Below are 19,938 nucleotides of genomic sequence, written 5' to 3'. Positions count from 1 at the left end.
AAATGACGGGATGGTTGACTGCAAGGTGCTAAGAATAATGTGCGTAATGTAACATGCGCCGTTTAGTCGGCACTGCGTTCGTTCATCTGAAAATGAACGTAAAAAGGTCACCGTTGTATGATAGCGGGAAAGTCTATTCATGCAATACATGAGAACTTGTTACGTTTAGGTCAGGCGATTACCGGTCGTTAGTTGAACGATAATGGTTGATTGCTCATATCGATAAGGATTGTCTAAAGGGGCTGAAGAGATGGAGGTACATGAAACGGTTGCAATTGTCACGGGAGGCGCTTCCGGTTTAGGGGAAGCGACGACAAGGCGGCTTGTCGCTGCCGGTGGTAAAGTGGCCATTTTCGATCGGGACGAGGATCGTGGACAGGCGTTAGTTGATGCGTTAGGGGAAGACCGGGTTTTATTCAAAAGAACGGATGTAGTGAGTGCGGAAGAGGTGGAACGAAATGTAGCCGCAGTCGTAGCGACATTCGGGAAAGTGAATGTGCTCGTCAATTGCGCAGGAATAGCGACTCCTGGAAAAGTCGTGTCAAAAGGTCGCCCGATGGCACTTGAACGCTTCGAACAGCTCATTCAAGTCAATCTGATCGGCACGTTCAATGTTCTTCGTGTCGCGGCAGCTGCCATGATGGACAATGAGCCTAATAAAGATGGCGAACGTGGCATTATTATGAACACCGCTTCCGTTGCGGCGTTTGAAGGACAAATCGGACAAGCGGCATATAGTGCATCAAAAGGCGGTGTAGTCGGCATGACACTTCCAATTGCAAGGGAGTTTGCACCGTACGGCATACGCGTCATGACGATCGCACCTGGCCTTGTTGAAACGCCTTTGTTCGCCGGGCTTCCTGAACCCGCTCAACAAGCGCTTGTGGACATGACATTATTTCCGAAACGGCTAGGACGGCCGGATGAATATGCAAAACTCGTTGAAAGCATCGTAACTAATCCACTATTGAATGGTGAAGTAATCCGATTGGATGGCGCGATACGGATGCAGGCGAAATAGAAGAGTGGTTTGGACAGCGTAAGGTATCGAATGTGCATGAAGGATGTATTGAAATAGCAAGTTGCCTGTTAAGCCGGATAGAGACTGGTCAGAGTGGCTCGTCTCGAAAATTGTATGAAGGGGCTAGCGAAGTGCCGGTTGTTGTTAGCGGGAGGTATAAGCAATTTATACGTTGCAAGTGAAAGGGGGAGTTGTATGGCGCGTTACCGGTTTGAAACGGATGAACATGTTTTATTTCGCGAAACGCTTCGGAAATTTCTAGCGAAGGAGGCTGTTCCTCACTACGAGCAATGGGAAAAAGACAAAGTGATACCCGTATCATTTTGGAAACAACTTGGTGAGATGGGCTTTCTTTGTCCACAAGTGGAGGAAGCGTATGGGGGATTAGGACTCGATTTTAGCTACGGCGTCATCATCGGGGAGGAGATGGAACGTGTTGGCGCGGGCTTGACAGGTGTAGGCTTGCACAATGACATCGTTGTTCCGTATATCGAATCATTCGGGAATGAAGCGCAGAAACAGCGATGGCTTCCGGGTTGTATTACAGCGGATGTCATTACAGGCGTTGCGATGACGGAGCCAGGAACAGGGTCGGATCTAGCGAGTATCCAGACGACGGCGATAAAAGATGGGGAATTTTATGTCGTCAATGGCCAGAAGACGTTCATCACAAACGGAGTGAATGGCAACCTGTTTCTCGTTGTCGTAAAGACGGATCCAGCAGCGCAACCGAAGCATCGAGGCATTAGTTTGCTGCTGGTGGAAGAAGGGACACCCGGTTTTACGAAAGGAAGGCAGTTGGACAAGGTCGGCATGCATGCGCAAGATACAGCGGAACTCTATTTCGAAGACTGCCGGGTGCCTGCTCGGAATTTACTCGGTGAAGAAGGCAAAGGTTTCAGCTATCTCATGGAGAAGCTTCAGCAGGAGCGGCTCGTCGTTGCATTGTCTGCACAAACCGCTTCGGAAGATATGCTTGCAATGACGCTCGATTATGTGAAATCACGCGAGGCGTTCGGGAAGTCCATTGGTTCATTCCAAAACACGCAGTTTAAGCTCGCAGAAATCGCTACAAAAGTTGAGCTTGGCAAGGCTTTTCTAGAATCGCTCATCGAGGACCATCTAGCCGGGAAAGAAATCGTCACGAAAGTGTCTATGGCAAAATATTGGATTACGGAGACGGCGAGGGAAATTTCCGCCGAATGCATGCAACTTCATGGTGGCTATGGCTATATGGAAGAATACAAAATTGCTCGGAGGTACCGGGATATTCCCGTTGCGTCGATCTATGCAGGAACGAATGAAATTATGAAGTTGATTATCGCGAAAAATATGGGATTAGGTTGACGGCATATGAGCCGCATGTGTGTCATAGGATGCAAAGCGAATGGTTGTACAAGTAGGGAAAAATACATGTGGGGAAAAGGGGAATGTTCGTTATGATGCAAACACCGCTACTACTATCTTCTTTCATTAAAAGAGCTGAACAGTTTTTTCCGAATAAGATGATCATTTCACGTACAGGGGAGGATACGATCCATCGGATTACGTACCGTGAATTTGCAAAGCGGACGCGGAAATTGTCCGATGCGCTGACGAAACTGGGGATGAAGCACGGGACGAAAGTCGGTACATTCGGATGGAATCACCACCGACATCTAGAGGCGTATTTTGGTGTACCAAGTACCGGTGCGATCCTGCATATTGTGAATATCCGCTTGTCACCGGAACATATTGCGTATGTCATTAATCATGCAGAAGATGAAATTCTGTTAGTCGATGACAATCTGTTTCCACATTTTGAAAAGCTTGCACCTTTGCTAAAGACCGTGAAGCATTACGTCATCATGGGCGATAGCAGGGAGATTCCTGAAACGTCGCTTGCCAATGTTCATTCATATGAAGCGTTGTTGGACGGGGCATCCGATGACTTTGTCTATCCTGAAGATTTAGATGAAAATACGCCAGCGGGCATGTGTTATACATCTGCTACGACGGGCAATCCAAAAGGTGTTGTTTACACGCACCGCGGCATTGTGTTGCATAGTTATGCGCTCGGACTTGCTGATGCGATGGGCTTGTGCGAACGAGATGTCGTCATGCCAGTTGTTCCGATGTTCCACGTCAACGCATGGGGCATCCCGTTTGCGTCTGTATTTTTTGGAGCGACTCAAGTGCTTCCGGGTCCAGGGCTTAACCCTGCGCTGCTGCTGGATTTGATTGAACAAGAGAATGTCACAATTACAGCAGGCGTGCCGACCATTTGGCTAGCGGTGTTAAAAGTACAGGAGCAGCAACCGCGAAATTTATCATCAGTGCGTGCAATTGTCTGTGGAGGTTCAGCCTCTCCAAAAGGGCTGATTCGGGCGTTCGAGGAAAAGCTTGGAGTGCCATTCTACGTCGGATACGGCATGACAGAAACCTCACCACTTGTCAGTCTTTCCGTGTATACATCGGGTATGGAAGAACTGTCAATGGATGAACGCGTCGATATTCGTACGTTACAAGGGCTCATCATGCCAGGCCTTGAAGTCCGTATTGTAAATGAAGATGGAGAAGTCCCGTGGGATGGCAAGACGATGGGCGAATTAACCGTGCGTGGACCGTGGATTGCAAGTGAGTATTATAAAGACGAACGAACAGCGGAAGCATTTAAGGATGGTTGGCTATACACCGGTGACATTGCCGTCATGACCGAATTTGGCTATTTGAAGTTGATGGATCGGACAAAGGATTTGATCAAGAGTGGCGGCGAATGGATTTCATCTGTTGACTTGGAAAATGCCCTAATGACACATGAAGATGTCTTCGAAGCTGCGGTCATCGCCGTTCCACACGAGAAATGGCAAGAACGCCCGCTAGCTTGTGTCGTCTTGAAAGATGGCAAGACGGCTGATGATGTGATGAAGGAACGGTTGTTGTCCTATTTAGAAGGGCAGTTCGCCAAATGGTGGGTACCAGACGATGTCGTGTTCTTGACTGAAATCCCGAAAACATCCGTCGGCAAGTTTTTGAAAAAAGCATTGCGCGATCAGTTGAAAGGGCATGAATTGAAAGTGTGAGTAGAGAAGTTTTAAACCACTCGCGTGGGAGATGTGTCGCGGGTGGTTTTTTTGTGGATGGAATGTGGGATGGTGAATTGTGAAGGTGAAATGTGTTGGGGGATGAGAGAGTTGAGGCGGGGGATTCCATTAACTGGGTGAGTGGTGATAAACGTTCGCTGAGCGGTGATAAACAGTCGGCAAGCGGTGATAACGTCGATGTAAGCGGTGATAAATGGGACGCAAGCGGTGATAAACGCCATCTAAGCGGTGATAACGGTAAATTTATAGGTTTGTGGGAAGCTAAAGTGCGGGTGAAATAGTTGGAAACCTGCGAATCGGTGATAAACTCCGTAGAACCGGTGATAACGGGAAAGTGCCCGATTGAGCGACTTTGAAACGATGGTAAATTGGTTAGAAACCTGCGAATCGGTGATAAAGTGGTGCGAATCGGTGATAACGTCGAGAGAACCGGTGATAACCCTCCGAGAACCGGTGATAACTAGCCCAGAACCGGTGATAAACTCCGTAGAACCGGTGATAACGGGAAAGTGCCCGATTGAGCGATTTTGAAACGATGGCAAATTGGTTAGAAAGTGGCGAATCGGTGGTAAAGTGGTTCGAATCGGTGGTAACAGGTCGAGAACCGGTGGTAAAGTCGCTCAATTCGGTGGTAAACAGATCGAAGTCGGTGGTAAAAGTCACTCGAATCGGTGGGTACTTGAATTCGGTGGCTTACTAGCAATAGAAGGACTGATCATGGAGTGCGGCATCTCAGGTTGTAATCCATAGAAATCACCGTCATGTTGCATTAATTTTGAAAGAACAGGGAATAGCGTATATACGGATGTAAAATGGAAAGTTTAGTGATAGCCGGTAAACGATGAGGAGGTTTAACATGCCGACACGAATTACGAAGTCACAAGCTACAGCCTGTTCACTGACGGTATACAATGACGGATTTGCGTTGGTGAAAGATACGCGTTCAGTACCGGAGCTCGATGGAAGTGAGTGGGTCGAGTTTCTCGAAGTTGCGAGAAAGCTGGAGCCGAATTCGGTCATTATCGAAGGAATGGACGTTTCGGAGTTCGTCTATGAGTATGATTTAATGGATGAGTTGAAGCTTTATGAGAAATATTTAGGGCAAGAAGTGTTGATGAAAGATGCACTTTCGAAAGAAGGAAAGCGTTACAAGCTATTGCGTGCGAATGGTCCAGTTGTATTGCAAGATGTTGAGACGGGAGAACTTGTCATGAATCCGAGGGGAGAAATCCGTTTTCCTCAGACAGAAAGTGGTTTTCATGTAGAGCCAACGCTTGTTTGGCAAGTTGGTCAGCAAATGAAGGATGAAGTATGTGTGTCTTATTTAACGGATGGCGTGTCGTGGAAAGCTGATTATGTCATTTCGATGCATGGAGACCGCTTCGATTTATCTGGTTGGCTGACGATGAAAAATTACTCGGGTGTGAATTATGAGGATGCGACATTGCGTTTGATTTCAGGAAAGCTGAGTAAAGCCGGGAATGAAAATGTGGAGAAAAGCAAAGAATTGTCGCAGAAGAAAGAAGCTGCAACAGATGCCTTTTCGGATTTCCACACGTACACATTTCCTCGGCCGATTGATTTGGAGGACAAGCAACGCAAGCAACTGCGCCTGCTGTCATCAATGAATTCAAAGGCGCAAATCATATATGAGATAAATGAACAAACGGCCAATCCGGATATTTACATTGAATTTGATAATACAGTGGAGAACGGATTAGGTTTTCCGTTACCGGCTGGTATTTTTAAAATGTACAGAACAAATCCGAAAGATGGCAGTGCAGAATTTATTGGAGAATATCGCATTAAGCATACTGAAGTCGATGAAAAAGTGCGCTTAAAGTCCGGCGAAGCTTGCGATATTAAAGTGACGAGTAAAAAATCAGGGAAGTACAAAGAAGGTGGCTATGAGTATACCGAATATGAATACTCAATTTGCAATACGAAAGGTGTTCCGGTTGAAGCCATTATTCGCCAGCAAGTGCCAGGACATCTTTGGACGGTCGATGAATCGACACACGACTGGGAGAAAAAGCGAGACAAAATTCTACTGCCGATACACGTTCCGGTCGATGAAGAGGAAACCGTCAAATTCACAATCCGCCACGACCGATCTGCGAGAAGAACGATTGGCTTCTAATAATTTATTGGTTGTTAGAACATAGAAGAAGCGAAAACAGCTCTGGGGCATACCTCCGGAAAAACTGCGTAAATCCAAGTTGCACAAACTTTGGGTTCACGCAGTTTTATTTTTTGCTACACGAATTTCACTTTTGTCGATAGCCGCTGTGATTTTCAATTGCATCCTCTATTTTATCCCCAGAATGAAGAACATCCTTTTCGTAAGAAACGCATGGTATTTCGTATTTTCTTCGGTAAAGTCGGTTCGTTATTCACAACTTAATGAACAACTTCATCTCCCGCGAATTTATCAACATGTGGATAAAATATGCCCAAAAACAGCGCATTTTCTGAAATTATAAACATATCCACTTTGTTATCCACAAAAAAACGTGCATAAGTCCATTTTGCCCAACTTATGCACATAAATGCTGAAGCATATTTTACTCTTTGTCCACGTACAATCCATCATGGATTATCGGAAACCATCCACGCAATTGGAACGTCCTGTTGTAGGGGCCTTGTATGTACTGATCCATAAACCAAAGGGAGCGTTTTATGGAGAAATGGATAATTGAGTTTATTAGCGAGCATGGCTATTTTGGCGTCTGTTTTTTACTTTTGCTTGAAAATTTATTTCCCCCAATTCCATCTGAAGTGATCTTGACGTTCGGGGGCTTTGTCACGACAGTTTCATCGATGACGCGAATGGGTGTTATTGTTGCAGCGACGATTGGCTCTGTAGTGGGTGCGATGGTGTTATACAGTATTGGACTAGTTGTGGATGTTGAGCGACTTGAGCGGTTGATTGAAAGAAAAGGGCACTGGTTGCGCATTTCCAAAAAAGACTTGAGAAGGGCGGAAGGATGGTTCGAAAAATACGGCCCATGGACGGTCTTTTTTTGCCGGCTCATTCCACTTGTGCGCAGTCTAATTTCAGTTCCAGCAGGTATGGCGCATATGAATTTTCCATTATTTATTCTCCTGACAGCGATTGGTAGCTTCATTTGGAATGCGATTCTTGTTACAATAGGGTTTACGGTCGGTGAAAATTGGGAATCGATACTCCGGTATATGGATATCTATTCGTCAATCGTTTATATCGTGTTAGCAATTAGCGGCTTTGCGGTTTGTATCGGGTACATCCGCTTCCGTAGAAAGAGGGCTTAGTGGACTTATGGAGTTATTTGAATTATTGAAGGCGTTATTACTTGGTTTTGTAGAAGGTATGACGGAATTTGCACCGGTTTCTTCGACAGGTCACCTCATTATTGTAGATGATATGTGGCTGAAGACGGAGGAGTTTCTTGGCAAATACCCTGCGATCACCTTTAAAATCGTTATTCAGTTAGGATCGATTTTGGCGGTTGTCGTCGTGTTTTGGAAACGACTGTTCAGTTTAGTCGGACTGTATAAAATCGACGGTCAGAAGATGAACAAGCGATTTAACTTGTTGCATGTTATTGTTGGGATGTTACCTGCGGTCATTCTTGGATTTGCATTTAAAGATTTGATTGACGATTATTTATTTGGTGTTGAAACGGTTATTGTCGCACTTGTTGCCGGTGCAATTCTCATGATAGTAGCAGATAAATTTGGGCCGAAAAAGCCGAGAGTGCAGTCGTTGGATCAGATTTCGTATCGTCAAGCATTTACTGTTGGGCTTGTCCAATGTCTATCATTATGGCCAGGTTTTTCTCGGTCAGGCGCTACGATTTCAGGCGGTGTATTATTCGGCATGAACCATAGAACGGCTGCCGACTTCACGTTCATCATGGCTGTACCGATTATGATGGGAGCAAGTCTTGTTTCGGTAATGAAAAACTGGGAATACATGTCGATGGATCACATTTCGTTTTACATTGTTGGATTCCTAAGTGCGTTTATTTTCTCGCTCATTTCAATTCGTTTCTTCTTGAAATTAATTTCAAAAATTAAACTCGTACCGTTTGCCATTTACCGTATAATTCTGGCGGTCATCTTGGCAGCAATCGTGTTTTTGTAAGGAATATATAAAACTATCTTACCGCGTGAGGTCATTGGGCTTTCCGCGGTTTTTTTGTGAATGAATGCCAGACGCGACAAGACTCCTCTACCTCCATTACCTTATTTATTTTCTCCACCCTAAATTCTCTGATAGAATAAAATAAAAAAGTAGCAGGTGATCGACTTGAAAGAGCAAATATTAGTGATCGAGGACGAAGAAAGTATTGCACGTGTTCTTCAATTGGAGCTGGAGTTTGAAGGGTATGCAGTCGGCACTGCTCATACTGGGACGGATGGTCTTATTAAATTTCGGGAACAGGAATGGGACCTTGTGCTTTTGGATTTAATGTTACCGGGGTTGAACGGACTGGATGTGTTAAAAAGGATTCGGGCGACGGAAGGAGAGACGCCTGTTATTTTATTGACCGCAAAAAGTGATGTAAAAGATAAAGTGACGGGTCTTGACTTAGGGGCAAATGATTATGTAACAAAGCCTTTTGAAATTGATGAGTTACTTGCACGAATCCGATCTGCAATTCGTTCATCACAGAAAAAAGCGGTTGTAAAAGATGAATTTTTCCATGAGTTTGCGGGCTTGTCTATACATGAACAATCACGCGAAGTGAAGCGGAACGGCGAATTGATTGAGCTGACGCCAAGGGAATACGATCTCTTGCTTCATCTCCTGCGTCATCCAAATCAGGTTCTTTCGCGTGAACAATTATTAGATGCAGTTTGGGGCTATGATTATTTCGGTGATACAAATGTTGTCGATGTATACATACGGTATGTCCGCAAGAAAATAGACATGCAAGACGGTCCTTCGCTCATTCAAACGGTGCGAGGCGTCGGCTATGCATTAAAGGAACCGATCCATGAAGCTGAAAAATAAAATCCATGTCTTCTCGACGTTGTTGATGTTTATTATCCTGGTGTTGGCGAATGTTCTTATTTATTTTCTGTTTGAAAGAATGTCACATAACACGGAATACCACCAATTGTTAAGTCGGTCGAATAATTTAACCACGGCATTAAGTCAAACGGCAACAGAAGAGGATGCGGTAATCGTTATACGGGCTACCATCCCGGCAAATAGTGCGGTAACGATAACGGACAGTGCAAATAAAGCAATTACCATTGTTCAATCAGTAGAGGGGCTTGGAAAGATTGGTGACCGTACGAATGCTGATGATCCTTTTGTCATTCGAGATTTTAAAGGAATTGAAGCATTATCCATCACGATGCCCATAATCTGGCCGACGGGTGAAGTGGTGACACTAGAAATTACACAGTTGTTAACGGATGTTGAAGAAAATCTGCGCGTGCTAAAGTTCGTATTAATTGGCGTTACGGCGTTTGCCATGATTTTAATCGTGTTATCGAGTGTGACGTTAGGAAAAATTGTGACTCAGCCGATTGAAAAACTTATCCAGACGATGACAAGTAATCGGCAATCGGGCAAGTTTGAAAAGATTAATGAGAACGTGGACGGAAAAGATGAACTGGCGCAGATGGAACGGACGTACAATGAAATGATGGAAGAATTGGAACAGAACTATAACAAGCAAGAACAATTCGTATCCAATGCTTCGCATGAACTGAAAACACCTTTGACGGTGATCGAAAGCTATGCAAGCCTGTTAATAAGACGCGGGCTTGAAAACCGCGAAGTAGTGGACGAGGCATTAGCTGCCATTCTTTCAGAAACGGGACGTATGAAAGAAATGATCACACAAATGCTTGACTTAGCGAAAAGTAATGAAGCGCAGGCAATTGAATTTGTGGATACGAATGTGAACCAATTGGTAGAAGATGTTGTTAAACCGCTGCGACAAGCGTATGGAAGAGACATTCAAATTGAGGCGGATGAACAATATTACGTGGAGACAGATGGAAAGTATGTGAAACAGCTGTTGTTCATATTGCTTGATAATGCAAGGAAATATAGCGATGGGGAAATTGTTGCATCTATCAATGACCAGTCGAACGGTGTAGAAGTGACTGTGAAGGATTATGGAAAAGGAATACCTAAAGAAGATATACCGCATTTGTTCGATCGCTTTTATCGGGTCGATTCGGATAGGAGCCGTAAAACAGGTGGAACAGGATTAGGCCTTTCCATAGCGAAAGAGATTGCCGACGGTTTAGGAGCGAATTTGTCCATAGAAAGTGTAGTGGGTATGGGGACGTGTATACGTGTGTTCATTCCAAATAAGAGAGAGGATTCTCAGTGAATTTTAATGTTCCTTCGGTAAGATGATAAAAAGGAGGCTTTTTGCATGAGAATATGGAAAAAACCTTGGTTCATACCGATTATTTTAACGGTTGTCATTATCGTTGGTGGACAGCTTTATACAGCTGGAAAGCTGACAAAAGCGAATACGTTATCAGAAAATGAAATTCAAAAACAGTTGACGCTGATTTATCAAGGCGAGATTGAAGATATACAATTACAAGGTTCCGTTTACACGGCAAATGTCATTAAGGGAAGCGCAGAATATGCAGTTGAAGTGGACGCGGAAACGGGTAAAGTGCTTTCCCTTATTCAAACGAAAGAGTCCGTAAATACAGATGTTGCTAAAGCAGAGCAGGATGATAAAGAAAAAGACGCGGTTACAGGGGGTATGTCAGAAAAGACTGAAGACCCGTTACCTGAAAAAGAACAGGTGACAGAGAAACCGCCTGTAACATCTGATAAAAACAAATCTGATACGAATGACACAACGTCTTCGAAAACTAATACAGGTAAAACGACAACTGAATCAAAACCGTCAAACAAACCGACTACACCTCCAAAAAAGCCAGTGTTAATCTCAGAGCAGCAAGCCGCCAACATTGGTATGACTCAATTACCTGCCGGCATGGTCGGTGAAGTCGATGACGTCGATTACAAAGAAACGGAAAATGGCGGCTATTATTTAGTGCAGATTGACATTGATACGGATGATGATTTAGATGAAGTAACCTATCAAATACATGCTATTACAGGAGCAGTAATGACGGTTTCGTGGGATGAATAATGGATCCGCACATAAGTATGTCGGATGTATGAATGAAGTAAAAATTGAAATCGCGTGCAACCAAGGTTCTTTACATTTGGTTGCTCGCGATTTTTATTTATTAATCTGGGCCTTTCATATTTGTACAAAAACGCCTACAACAATGAAGGAGCAATTACTAGTATGATTCTCATGAACTTCTAATAATCCTCTCAATCTCCTCTCATGTTCGTTGGGTAAGATGAAGATAACAAGGATAAGGAGGAGATAATGGATGAACAAATGGATGTTGATTCCGGCGATGGCTGGGGTAATCGCCATCGGTGGGGTTGCGATGGCAAGTGATTCTGTACCTGCAAGTGTTGCTTCAAAGGATCAATTGATTTCATTGAAGGAAGCGAAGCAACTGGCTGCACAAAAAGTAGGTGGCGTTGTTACTGAAATAGAATTGGATGAAGAGAATGGACGCTTTGTGTATGAAGTGGATGCTGTAGCAAAAGGCATCGAGTACGATTTAATTGTCGATGCATTGTCCAAAGAAGTTGTGGTCGTTGAATCTTCGTCAGATACAAAATGGACTGACAAAATGATTACGGAAGAACAAGCTGTTACAATTGCAAAAGGCAAGGTAGATGCAGTTGTAAAGGATATTGAATTAGAGAAAGATCATAACCGTTTCTATTATGATATTGAGATGGAAGATGACGCTTTTGAATATGATGTAGAAGTGAATGCCATCACCGGTGAAGTCGTCAAGTTTGAAAAAGAAGCACTTGATGATGACGAGTACGTTCAATCCGAAAAGTTGTTGACGAAAGAAGAAGCGCTCGCCATTGCAAAAAAGAAGGCGAACGGTACTGTTGAAAAAATCGAGCTCGATTCAGACGACAATCGTAAAGTCTATGAAATTGAAATAAACGACAATGAGTTTGAGTATGAAATCGAACTGGACGCAGCAACTGGAGAAGTGTTGAGCTTTGAAAAAGAGCGTTTCAAAACGTTTAAAAATGAAGCAACTGCAAAAGTCAAAACAACAGAAAACGATGTAAATCATACACTAAAAGTTGTAGAGACGGCGCCAAAAGCGCAAGTAAAAGCAGAAAAAAGCCAACCTGTTGCGAAGACGAAATTGACAAAAGAGCAAGTAATGTCCATCGCTAAACAAAAAGCAACGGGTGTTGTCACGGAATTTGAATTAGACGGCAACGTGTACGAAATTGAAATGGAAGATGGAGACATCGAGTATGAATTGGAAATCGATGCATACACAGGTGCAATTCTTTCATTTGAAAAAGATGAAGAGTAATACAATGTAACAACTTAAACATAAAAACACTTTATTATAGACACGGTCAGACGCCATACTGACTGTGAAGCATTCAAGCGGACAGCTGCCATACTGTCCGCTTGTTTTAATGAGACAGGAGAAACGTCTTTATGCATTTAATTCGTAAGTTTTACCGACTTCGGCAAGTTCAGCTGGTCCCTCAAACACTGCTTTTGTAGCCTGTAAAATGTCTCTCGGGTCGCCGTGTAAGGGCAAATGTGTCAACACTAATTGTTTCACCTCAGCCAGTTTTGCGAGTTTACCCGCTTCACTGCCGGCCATATGTCCAGGCGCTTTCCCGAGGTGCTCTTCGTACAAATTCGCTTCGCTTACTAATAAATCCGTTCCTTTGGCAAACGCAACTAACTCGTCCCGCCATTCAGTATCTGCCGTGAACGTAACGGATTGTCCAGCTACTTGGAACTTCATTGCTAAGCAATATACTGGATGAGTCGTCTCACAAAATGACACTTCAAATGGTCCGATTTGCACGATATCCGTTACTTGAATAGCAACTCCAACCGTTCGTTCTTTATAAGAAAGCTTTTCAAAATGCTCACGATCCTTGTCGTGACCGTAAATAGGCAACACCGGAGAAGGTTGGCCGAGATAATAATTAATGAGGCGACTATACTGCAAACTGCCGATATCTGCAATATGATCTGCGTGATAATGACTGATGACAACAGCATCCAATGCTTCTAATGGAAGATGATTTTGCAACGAGGCTAGAACGCCGCTCCCGCAGTCCACAAGACAATGAAACCCATCATGCTCAAGTAAAAAGGATGAAGTGGCCCCATTTGCTTTAGGAAAACCGCCCCAAATACCAATCGGAATAACTTTCATGTGTAAAAACCTCCATAAACAATGTACTTGCTTTTATACCGTACGGGGTATAAAATACAGGTAGAACCTAAACAAAAGGGAGATGTCAAAATGGCAACTATCGCTACAGTTTACACTACATCAACGTGCCCGTATTGCACAATGATGAAAGATTATTTAGATGAACAAAACATTCAATATCATGAAGTGAACGTACAGCATGACCAACAGGCTGTCCAAAAACTTGTGGAAACAACAGGACAAATGGGTGTTCCGCAAACTGAACTAAATGGAAAATGGATTTTGGGCTTCGATCCTGCAGCCGTGCAAGATGCTTTACAAGGGTAAGCAATTGAAAAAGCCCTCACTCTTTTGCAAATCTTGTTCTGTGGAAACCCCCGTGGAAGAGATCAATAAAAGACTCTTCCCTAAAATTTGTATTGGTCATGTCGCACTGTTTCTGACAGGTGTGTTTCTTGTGATAATGGAATGGATGAGTTAGCTCTCCCCGCATCGACTCGTTAGTTGTCGATGGGGGATTTTTTTATGAAGAATTTTGTGTGGATTAATTTATATACTAATCAAATAGCATGTACACAATTAGAGATCTAACAGTGTTAGTTCAAGATATTTACGTTGATTCGTTTAAAAATGAATCAAAAGACCTTAATTGCGTGAATTGCTGTTACATTTTCTGAGAATAAATTCTTATATCTATATCAATTAAGAGCTTTATATAAAAGTTTGAGTAGTGGAAAAATAGCAAGTTGCATTTTGTAGGCTTTATACCTAATGCCTATTCTCCTGCATGATAGGAAATATACTTATACATTTCTTTGACAACGAAAAAGCACAATGGTAATCATATACATACAAACGAGTATTATAAATTAACCTGAAAAACTAGCGTTTTAACAGAAGATACTATTGCTCGAGGTGCTGGCGAAAAGATGAAGGAAATCTAAGGCCAACAGAGGGAACTTTCAATAATGCCGTTCACTATATCATCAGCGGGCATTTTTTCAGCAGGGAAATCTTCCATTGTAGATCCCTAACCTTCCTCGGTTTACTTTAAAAGATTGTGTAGGTGAGATTTAGGTGAAGTTTTCAACAGCAAGAGGGTTGGCGATTATATTAGGAGTTGTTGCTACTGTTTCAATAACAACTTATTTTTATCTGGATGAAAAAGACATGATGATTCCATTTTTAGCTCTAATCATCAAGCCGCTTATGATGGTTACGTTATTTCCTACAGTATTTTTATTACTGGCAAGTATTTTGGCTACTTCTAAAAATGAAGAAAAGATCACTAGACAAAACTTCCTAAATGCATTTGTCATTCTAATTTGCTTAATTGCTTTTAGGGCAATCGTAACGTTTATGAGATAGATTTTGAAATTTATGCCGGGTAATTCCGAAAGGGCGTGAATGTTTTAGGGGCAGCTAAAAATAGGAATTCTGGCCAGGAATCTTAATCTATTACCGATAAAGTAAATGATTCCGACGTTCAGGCTAGAGAGGGTATAAAGGATTGACTAAAATCGAATAGTGGTAGAATCATTCACAGTAATACAAATCCATCATTTCTGGATATATGAGTATGAGAGGTATCAAAAATGAACAATTCAACCGCAAAATGGCTGATAGGCATATTATCTACGATTGGTTTTGGAACAATTGCTTTGTTGTATATATTGGATCAAAACGGGAGCGTACCTCCGCTTTTTGAGACTTTATTTAAACCGATTGTTTTCATTTCATTGTTTCCAGTGCTTCTTTTGCTCATTGGACTCCTGATTGCGCGGGGGAAAAAGGAAGATAAAATATCGAACAAAACCCTCAGTCGTTCTGCCGTCGTAATCGCTGCACTTTTCGTATTCCGTTGGTTGACGGGGTATTTTAATTAAAGAAGTTTTACAATAAGCCCAATCCATCTATCTTTTCTTGAAAATGAGGGGTATCTATATTGAATTACTCAACTGCAAAATGGCTCATAGGAATATTATTTACAATCGGTTTATTGATTATTGCAACCTACTTTTTCATGGATGAAAAGGGGATTTTGCCTTCCCTTTTCGTCGATGTATTTGTACCACTTGTCTTTCTTACATGGCTACCGGCGCTTCTGTTGATTATCGGTCTTCTGATTGCGCGGGGAAAAAGGAAGATAAAATATCGAACAAAACCCTCGGTCGTTCTGCCGTCGTAATCGCTGCACTTTTCGCATTCCGTTGGTTGACGGGATATTTTAATTAAAGAAGTTTTACAATAAGCCCAATCCATCTATATTTTCTTGAGAATGAGAGGTATCTATATTGAATTACACAACTGCAAAATGGCTGATAGGTATACTAGCTACCATCTCAATAGCTACGACGGTTTTAATCTTTTTTTTTGATCACAGAGAGGTCACTTCCCCTCTATTAGAAGCTATATATAAACCGATTATTTTAATTACGGGGGTACCGGTGCTTATATTGGCCATTGGTCACGTAGTTGCAAAGGGTAGGAAAGAGGAACAAATATCTTCTAAAAGTTTCGGCCGCTCTACCATTGTTGTCGCAACCCTTTTCGCATTCCGATGGATGACGGGATATTTTAATTAATGACTACACTTTTCTTGCATACAGTTCCAAATAGTTGATCATATGAAAAGCAATGTACCTTTTGTAATTGGGTGCATTGCTCTTTTTCTTTTTGGTAGCCAAACAGTGAGTCCTCCTAAGTTGGTGGAACACGGCAATGGATAGGCGATGAACATGTTTAGATGTTGCCGATAAAACAGTTAATGCTTATCAAATCTACCATGCAACTGTCATGCATTCCTCAAGATAATTGCAATATAAAAAAGTAGAGCGTTTTGAAATCGGACCGGGTCAAGAGTTGTCAGCTCTTTGACTTTCCTTAATCTGTATGTCAATGTGTGCCGATGGATGGCGAGCGCATCAGCAGTTGATCCGATAACCATGTCATTTTCGAAAAATGCTTCTAGTGTATCAATTAATTGGTCGTTTAACCCCGCCAAGACGCGCTTGCTTAATCGTTCCTTCATCGGTGCAGATACGGTTTTTAGTAAGGCGATTAGTTCAATAGCATCGTAATAATGGATTGATTCATGGGCATTTCCATAAGTCAGTGCAAGTTTAGCTGTTTCATAGGAGTGCTTAATATCTTTTAAATCTTCTACGTATAGGCCGACACCGATTTCTACGGAATGATCTGTATGCAATAACTGATGGATCTTCATGATTTTACGTTCTAAAACGCTTGATTTTACATCGGACAGTACGATAAATAATTGATTAAATTGTGAGTGACCTAGTAAGGCAGTATTTCTTTCAAATAATTCCTCTATACTTTCTGTCAATCGTAGCGGAAAGTGTTGGAGGTCCTTTGTTTGGACCAAGATTGTTAGATAGGGGCCGGTCATCTTAAAATTCAATGCGGATAATCGATCGACAACGATTGTTGATAGAGGACCGACTTCGATTAATTCTTCAAAGATCAGCTCTTTCATTTTCCGCTTCCATTCCACTTCAGATGTAATGAAAGACTGATGAATCATCATTTCTGTTGTTAATTGAACAAGTGTTGCAACATCCTTTAATTCATCGTGCGTTCCTGTAATGCCAATGACACCAACTAGTTGCTCTTTGTAATAAACGGGCATGTTAACGCCAGGCTTCGTGCCATGCCAATCTTTCATGTTGTCGTCTGTAATCCATAGTGGTACCTTCGTTTTTGCGACATATGCTGCACCTTCATGAATACGGTCAATGCGCTCCGCTTCCCCCGATGCCAAGATCATGCCATTCGTATCCATCACATTCAAGTTTCGATTCAAACGAACCATTGTTTGCTGGACAATTTCCTCCGCAAGCTTTTTTGTAATCAAATCCACAACCCCTTGTATAAAATTCTTGCTGAAAATCAATTGTAATTTGTACATCAAGTATAATGTATTTTTAATTTCAGAACATATAATTAAATGCAAGCGCTTTATTCACATTAAAGTGCAAGTAGGAGGTGCTAGGGATGAAGGTGATTTTGGCACCTGATTCATTCAAAGGAAGTTTAACGGCAATCGAAGCCGCTCGGGCGATGGCGATTGGTGTGCAAGAAGCGGTACCGACGAGCCAAACAATACTTTTGCCTGCTGCAGATGGCGGAGAAGGGACGATGAGGAGCTTAGTTGACGCGACGAATGGTACATATACATCTGTGACCGTTGAAGATCCACTCGGGAGACCGATTGTAGCGACTTATGGGATTCTTGGGGATAAAGAAACATGTGTGATTGAGATTACCGAAGCATCGGGTCTTACGCGGTTGGTTGATGATGAAAAGGATCCATTGAGAGCTTCTTCTTATGGAACGGGGGAATTGATTGCACATGCGATTGAAAGTGGGTACCGGAAATTCATTATCGGCCTTGGAGGAAGTGCGACAAATGATGGAGGCGCGGGAATTCTTCAAGCATTAGGTATGCGTTTATTGGATGAACAGGGTCGTGACTTATCGAAAGGGGGAGGCGCACTCAAGAATTTACATTCTATTGATGATACGGATTGGGACGTTCGGATTAGTGAGAGTGCGTTTTTAATCGCCAGTGACGTTAGAAATCCTTTTGTTGGCCAGAATGGTGCCTCTTACGTGTTCGGGCCTCAAAAAGGAGCAACTTCTTCAGTTGTGGAAGAACTTGATCGAAATTTGTCTCTTTTTGCAGATGTGATTGAAAGGGAACGGGGCATTGGGCTTCATTTCAAAGAAGGGGCAGGAGCAGCTGGTGGAGCTGGAGGCGTATTCCAAGCGTTTTTCGACGGAGAGATGAAGCAAGGCATTGACGTGGTGTTGGATGCAATCGCTTTTCATGAAGCTGTAGAGGACGCTGATCTAGTTATTACGGGCGAAGGAAAAACTGATAGACAGACCTTATCGGGGAAAACGCCTTTCGGAATTGCAAAAGCGGCACAACGGAAAGGGAAGTCGGTCATCCTAATCTCTGGTGCGGTGGATGAAGAAAGCCGTGAATTGTTGTCCCCGCTGTTTACAGAAGTTCATGCAATTATGGATGATGGCCTTTCTGTTGAAGAAGCAGTGGCGAATGCGTTTGATTACTTGAAAGAAAAGACTAGAAAAGTGATGGAGAGTTATTCTTAGTATGAGGCCCCTATAGAATTAATATATATTTCAAATATGAGTTAACTTGGTGAGACGGTGGTAAAGTCGCTTGAATCGGTGGTAAAGTAGGTCGAAACGGTGGTAAACTGCCTGGAATCGGTGGTAAAGTGCTCCGAAACGGTGGTAAACCGTCTAGAATCGGTGGTAACGCAATCCTACCTCGATTGGCTGGTTGTATTCCGTCGAATCTGTTCGATTTAGTGGTGAATATCTGTAAATAACTGGTTGAGTGGTGATAAAAGTAGTTTAAGCGGTGATAAACGATCGTTAAGCGGTGATAAACTTCCCACGAGCGGTGATAACCACGTTTGCATTCAACTTAGTCGCATACGGCAGAGTGATTAACGGATCAAAACTAATTATTAAAGCCTTCCCTCCATAGTAGAAGCTGTTGTCCGCTGGGAATTTGTTTCATATATAGAGTGAACTTGGTGAGACGGTGATAAAGTCTCTCGAATCGGTGATAAAGTACTTAGAATCGGTGATAACCCCCTCCGAATCGGTGATAACACATTTCCACCTCGATTGGCTGGTTGTATTCCGCCGAATCTGCTCTATTTAGAGGTAAGTATCTGTAAATAACTGGTTGAATGGTGATAAAAGCAGTTTAAGTGGTGATAAAGTTGTCACAAGCGGTGATAACTAGTCAATAAGCGGTGATAAATAGCCAATGAGCGGTGATAACCGAATTGGCCGACCTAATAGTAGAATGCCCCAGCATAATAAACACTTCCCACATCAGCATACTCACCTATTTTCATTGCATAAGGTAAGGAAGAGTTGTCCAGAACCTACTTGAATGGAGAGGATCCGATGAATGAAGTAACGACGGATGTGCGGGAGCTGCGGAATTGTTTTGGGAGATTTGCGACAGGTGTGACGGTTGTGACGTGTGAACATGAAAAGGGGAAGCATGGGTTCACGGTGAATTCATTCACATCGGTGTCGTTGCAACCGCCATTAGTGCTTGTTTCTGTAGATCGGCGGACGCGGGCATTGCCATATCTACAAAACAATGCGTTTACAATTAACATTCTCAGAGCATCCCAACAAGATACGGCGATGCATTTTGCGGGTCGCCCTTTAGATGTACCGCCATTTGAATGGGATGATACCCGTATCAAAGACTCACTTGCCTATATCGAATGCGAACCGTGGGCGGAATACGATGGGGGCGATCATGTGTTATTTGTCGGGAAAGTGAAGAGGTTTGAATATGAAGATGGCGCGCCTCTAGGATACTTTGGAGGGAAGTTTTCTAAAATTGAACCTCTGTAACAACAAAAACCCTCATTGATATTGATGGAATTTAGTTTAGGACTAGCTTTTTGGTATCTCCATACCGAAGCTAGTCTTTTTTATTTTCTCCCCCGCATGTTTCCCTTTAGACAA

At 42.8% G+C, this 19,938-nt stretch carries 20 protein-coding genes; 18 read left to right on the top strand and 2 right to left on the bottom strand.

What is annotated here, in order from left to right; genetic code table 11:
• Positions 1-250 precede the first annotated feature (250 nt).
• The 12 genes from ACVHUV_RS01980 (at position 251) to ACVHUV_RS01925 (ending at position 12,516) form a co-directional block, all read left to right on the top strand.
• Entirely contained in the window at positions 251-1,021 is a 771-nt protein-coding gene (locus ACVHUV_RS01980; RefSeq protein WP_462085957.1) for a 3-hydroxyacyl-CoA dehydrogenase, read from the top strand.
• Positions 1,022-1,216: 195 nt separating this feature from the next.
• Entirely contained in the window at positions 1,217-2,368 is a 1,152-nt protein-coding gene (locus ACVHUV_RS01975; protein ID WP_462085956.1) for an acyl-CoA dehydrogenase family protein, read from the top strand.
• 92 nt (positions 2,369-2,460) lie between these two features.
• Entirely contained in the window at positions 2,461-4,083 is a 1,623-nt protein-coding gene (locus tag ACVHUV_RS01970) for a long-chain fatty acid--CoA ligase (protein ID WP_462085955.1), read from the top strand.
• A 95-nt stretch (positions 4,084-4,178) separates the two neighbouring features.
• Positions 4,179-4,385, top strand: coding sequence for a hypothetical protein (locus tag ACVHUV_RS01965; RefSeq protein ID WP_462085954.1), 207 nt, complete (start codon positions 4,179-4,181; stop codon positions 4,383-4,385).
• 262 nt (positions 4,386-4,647) lie between these two features.
• Positions 4,648-4,854, top strand: a complete 207-nt coding sequence (locus ACVHUV_RS01960) for a hypothetical protein (RefSeq protein WP_371390955.1) — start codon at positions 4,648-4,650, stop codon at positions 4,852-4,854.
• Positions 4,855-4,960: 106 nt separating this feature from the next.
• Positions 4,961-6,244 carry a DUF4139 domain-containing protein gene (locus tag ACVHUV_RS01955; RefSeq protein ID WP_371390956.1) on the top strand — a complete coding sequence of 428 codons (1,284 nt, stop codon included), beginning with the start codon at positions 4,961-4,963 and terminating at the stop codon, positions 6,242-6,244.
• 539 nt (positions 6,245-6,783) lie between these two features.
• Entirely contained in the window at positions 6,784-7,395 is a 612-nt protein-coding gene (locus tag ACVHUV_RS01950) for a DedA family protein (RefSeq protein ID WP_371390957.1), read from the top strand.
• A 7-nt stretch (positions 7,396-7,402) separates the two neighbouring features.
• A complete protein-coding gene (locus tag ACVHUV_RS01945; RefSeq protein WP_371390958.1) occupies positions 7,403-8,230 on the top strand; it encodes an undecaprenyl-diphosphate phosphatase in 828 nt (275 codons plus the stop codon).
• A 165-nt stretch (positions 8,231-8,395) separates the two neighbouring features.
• Complete coding sequence (locus tag ACVHUV_RS01940; protein WP_371390959.1) at positions 8,396-9,103, top strand: response regulator transcription factor; 708 nt, start codon at positions 8,396-8,398, stop codon at positions 9,101-9,103.
• On the top strand, positions 9,087-10,445 hold the full coding sequence (locus ACVHUV_RS01935) for a sensor histidine kinase (protein WP_462085953.1): 1,359 nt from the start codon (positions 9,087-9,089) through the stop codon (positions 10,443-10,445). The genes ACVHUV_RS01940 and ACVHUV_RS01935 overlap by 17 nt, the downstream gene beginning before the upstream one ends.
• Before the next feature lie 45 nt (positions 10,446-10,490).
• Positions 10,491-11,231, top strand: a complete 741-nt coding sequence (locus tag ACVHUV_RS01930; protein WP_317945004.1) for a PepSY domain-containing protein — start codon at positions 10,491-10,493, stop codon at positions 11,229-11,231.
• 253 nt (positions 11,232-11,484) lie between these two features.
• Positions 11,485-12,516 (top strand): PepSY domain-containing protein, encoded by a 1,032-nt coding sequence (locus tag ACVHUV_RS01925; RefSeq protein WP_462085952.1) that lies wholly within the window; start codon positions 11,485-11,487, stop codon positions 12,514-12,516.
• Between the two features lie 129 nt (positions 12,517-12,645).
• On the opposite strand, the gene ACVHUV_RS01920 is transcribed toward ACVHUV_RS01925, so the two are convergent.
• The gene (locus ACVHUV_RS01920) at positions 12,646-13,386 is read right to left on the bottom strand and encodes an MBL fold metallo-hydrolase (protein ID WP_462085951.1); all 741 of its coding nucleotides are present in this window, start codon (positions 13,384-13,386) and stop codon (positions 12,646-12,648) included.
• Between the two features lie 90 nt (positions 13,387-13,476).
• On the opposite strand from ACVHUV_RS01920, the gene ACVHUV_RS01915 reads away from it, so the two are divergent.
• From ACVHUV_RS01915 to ACVHUV_RS01900, 4 genes are all read left to right on the top strand, one after another.
• Complete coding sequence (locus ACVHUV_RS01915; RefSeq protein ID WP_462085950.1) at positions 13,477-13,713, top strand: glutaredoxin family protein; 237 nt, start codon at positions 13,477-13,479, stop codon at positions 13,711-13,713.
• Between the two features lie 750 nt (positions 13,714-14,463).
• Positions 14,464-14,754, top strand: a complete 291-nt coding sequence (locus ACVHUV_RS01910; RefSeq protein ID WP_462085949.1) for a hypothetical protein — start codon at positions 14,464-14,466, stop codon at positions 14,752-14,754.
• Between the two features lie 227 nt (positions 14,755-14,981).
• The gene (locus ACVHUV_RS01905) at positions 14,982-15,272 is read left to right on the top strand and encodes a hypothetical protein (RefSeq protein ID WP_462085948.1); all 291 of its coding nucleotides are present in this window, start codon (positions 14,982-14,984) and stop codon (positions 15,270-15,272) included.
• A gap of 59 nt (positions 15,273-15,331) precedes the next feature.
• Positions 15,332-15,574 (top strand): hypothetical protein, encoded by a 243-nt coding sequence (locus ACVHUV_RS01900; protein ID WP_462085947.1) that lies wholly within the window; start codon positions 15,332-15,334, stop codon positions 15,572-15,574.
• Between the two features lie 606 nt (positions 15,575-16,180).
• Here the strand turns inward: ACVHUV_RS01900 and ACVHUV_RS01895 are convergent.
• Complete coding sequence (locus ACVHUV_RS01895) at positions 16,181-17,260, bottom strand: CdaR family transcriptional regulator (RefSeq protein ID WP_462085946.1); 1,080 nt, start codon at positions 17,258-17,260, stop codon at positions 16,181-16,183.
• A 140-nt stretch (positions 17,261-17,400) separates the two neighbouring features.
• On the opposite strand from ACVHUV_RS01895, the gene ACVHUV_RS01890 reads away from it, so the two are divergent.
• Both ACVHUV_RS01890 and ACVHUV_RS01885 read left to right on the top strand, forming a co-directional pair.
• On the top strand, positions 17,401-18,525 hold the full coding sequence (locus ACVHUV_RS01890; protein WP_462085945.1) for a glycerate kinase: 1,125 nt from the start codon (positions 17,401-17,403) through the stop codon (positions 18,523-18,525).
• A gap of 834 nt (positions 18,526-19,359) precedes the next feature.
• Positions 19,360-19,824, top strand: a complete 465-nt coding sequence (locus tag ACVHUV_RS01885; RefSeq protein WP_462085944.1) for a flavin reductase family protein — start codon at positions 19,360-19,362, stop codon at positions 19,822-19,824.
• Positions 19,825-19,938: the final 114 nt, after the last annotated feature.

The organism is Sporosarcina saromensis (assembly GCF_054901285.1).
Note: the sequence above shows the minus strand (reverse complement) of the source record. Positions and strands in the feature narration are given on the sequence as shown.

Excerpts from the sequence above, each read along its gene's own strand:
- ACVHUV_RS01920 (WP_462085951.1), bottom strand. The coding sequence starts at position 13,386 with ATGAAAGTTATTCCGATTGGTATTTGGGGCGGTTTTCCTAAAGCAAAT.
- ACVHUV_RS01975 (WP_462085956.1), top strand. The coding sequence starts at position 1,217 with ATGGCGCGTTACCGGTTTGAAACGGATGAACATGTTTTATTTCGCGAA.
- ACVHUV_RS01925 (WP_462085952.1), top strand. The coding sequence starts at position 11,485 with ATGAACAAATGGATGTTGATTCCGGCGATGGCTGGGGTAATCGCCATC.
- ACVHUV_RS01945 (WP_371390958.1), top strand. The coding sequence starts at position 7,403 with ATGGAGTTATTTGAATTATTGAAGGCGTTATTACTTGGTTTTGTAGAA.
- ACVHUV_RS01935 (WP_462085953.1), top strand. The coding sequence starts at position 9,087 with ATGAAGCTGAAAAATAAAATCCATGTCTTCTCGACGTTGTTGATGTTT.
- ACVHUV_RS01930 (WP_317945004.1), top strand. The coding sequence starts at position 10,491 with ATGAGAATATGGAAAAAACCTTGGTTCATACCGATTATTTTAACGGTT.
- ACVHUV_RS01905 (WP_462085948.1), top strand. The coding sequence starts at position 14,982 with ATGAACAATTCAACCGCAAAATGGCTGATAGGCATATTATCTACGATT.
- ACVHUV_RS01885 (WP_462085944.1), top strand. The coding sequence starts at position 19,360 with ATGAATGAAGTAACGACGGATGTGCGGGAGCTGCGGAATTGTTTTGGG.
- ACVHUV_RS01915 (WP_462085950.1), top strand. The coding sequence starts at position 13,477 with ATGGCAACTATCGCTACAGTTTACACTACATCAACGTGCCCGTATTGC.
- ACVHUV_RS01980 (WP_462085957.1), top strand. The coding sequence starts at position 251 with ATGGAGGTACATGAAACGGTTGCAATTGTCACGGGAGGCGCTTCCGGT.
- ACVHUV_RS01970 (WP_462085955.1), top strand. The coding sequence starts at position 2,461 with ATGATGCAAACACCGCTACTACTATCTTCTTTCATTAAAAGAGCTGAA.
- ACVHUV_RS01890 (WP_462085945.1), top strand. The coding sequence starts at position 17,401 with ATGAAGGTGATTTTGGCACCTGATTCATTCAAAGGAAGTTTAACGGCA.
- ACVHUV_RS01955 (WP_371390956.1), top strand. The coding sequence starts at position 4,961 with ATGCCGACACGAATTACGAAGTCACAAGCTACAGCCTGTTCACTGACG.
- ACVHUV_RS01950 (WP_371390957.1), top strand. The coding sequence starts at position 6,784 with ATGGAGAAATGGATAATTGAGTTTATTAGCGAGCATGGCTATTTTGGC.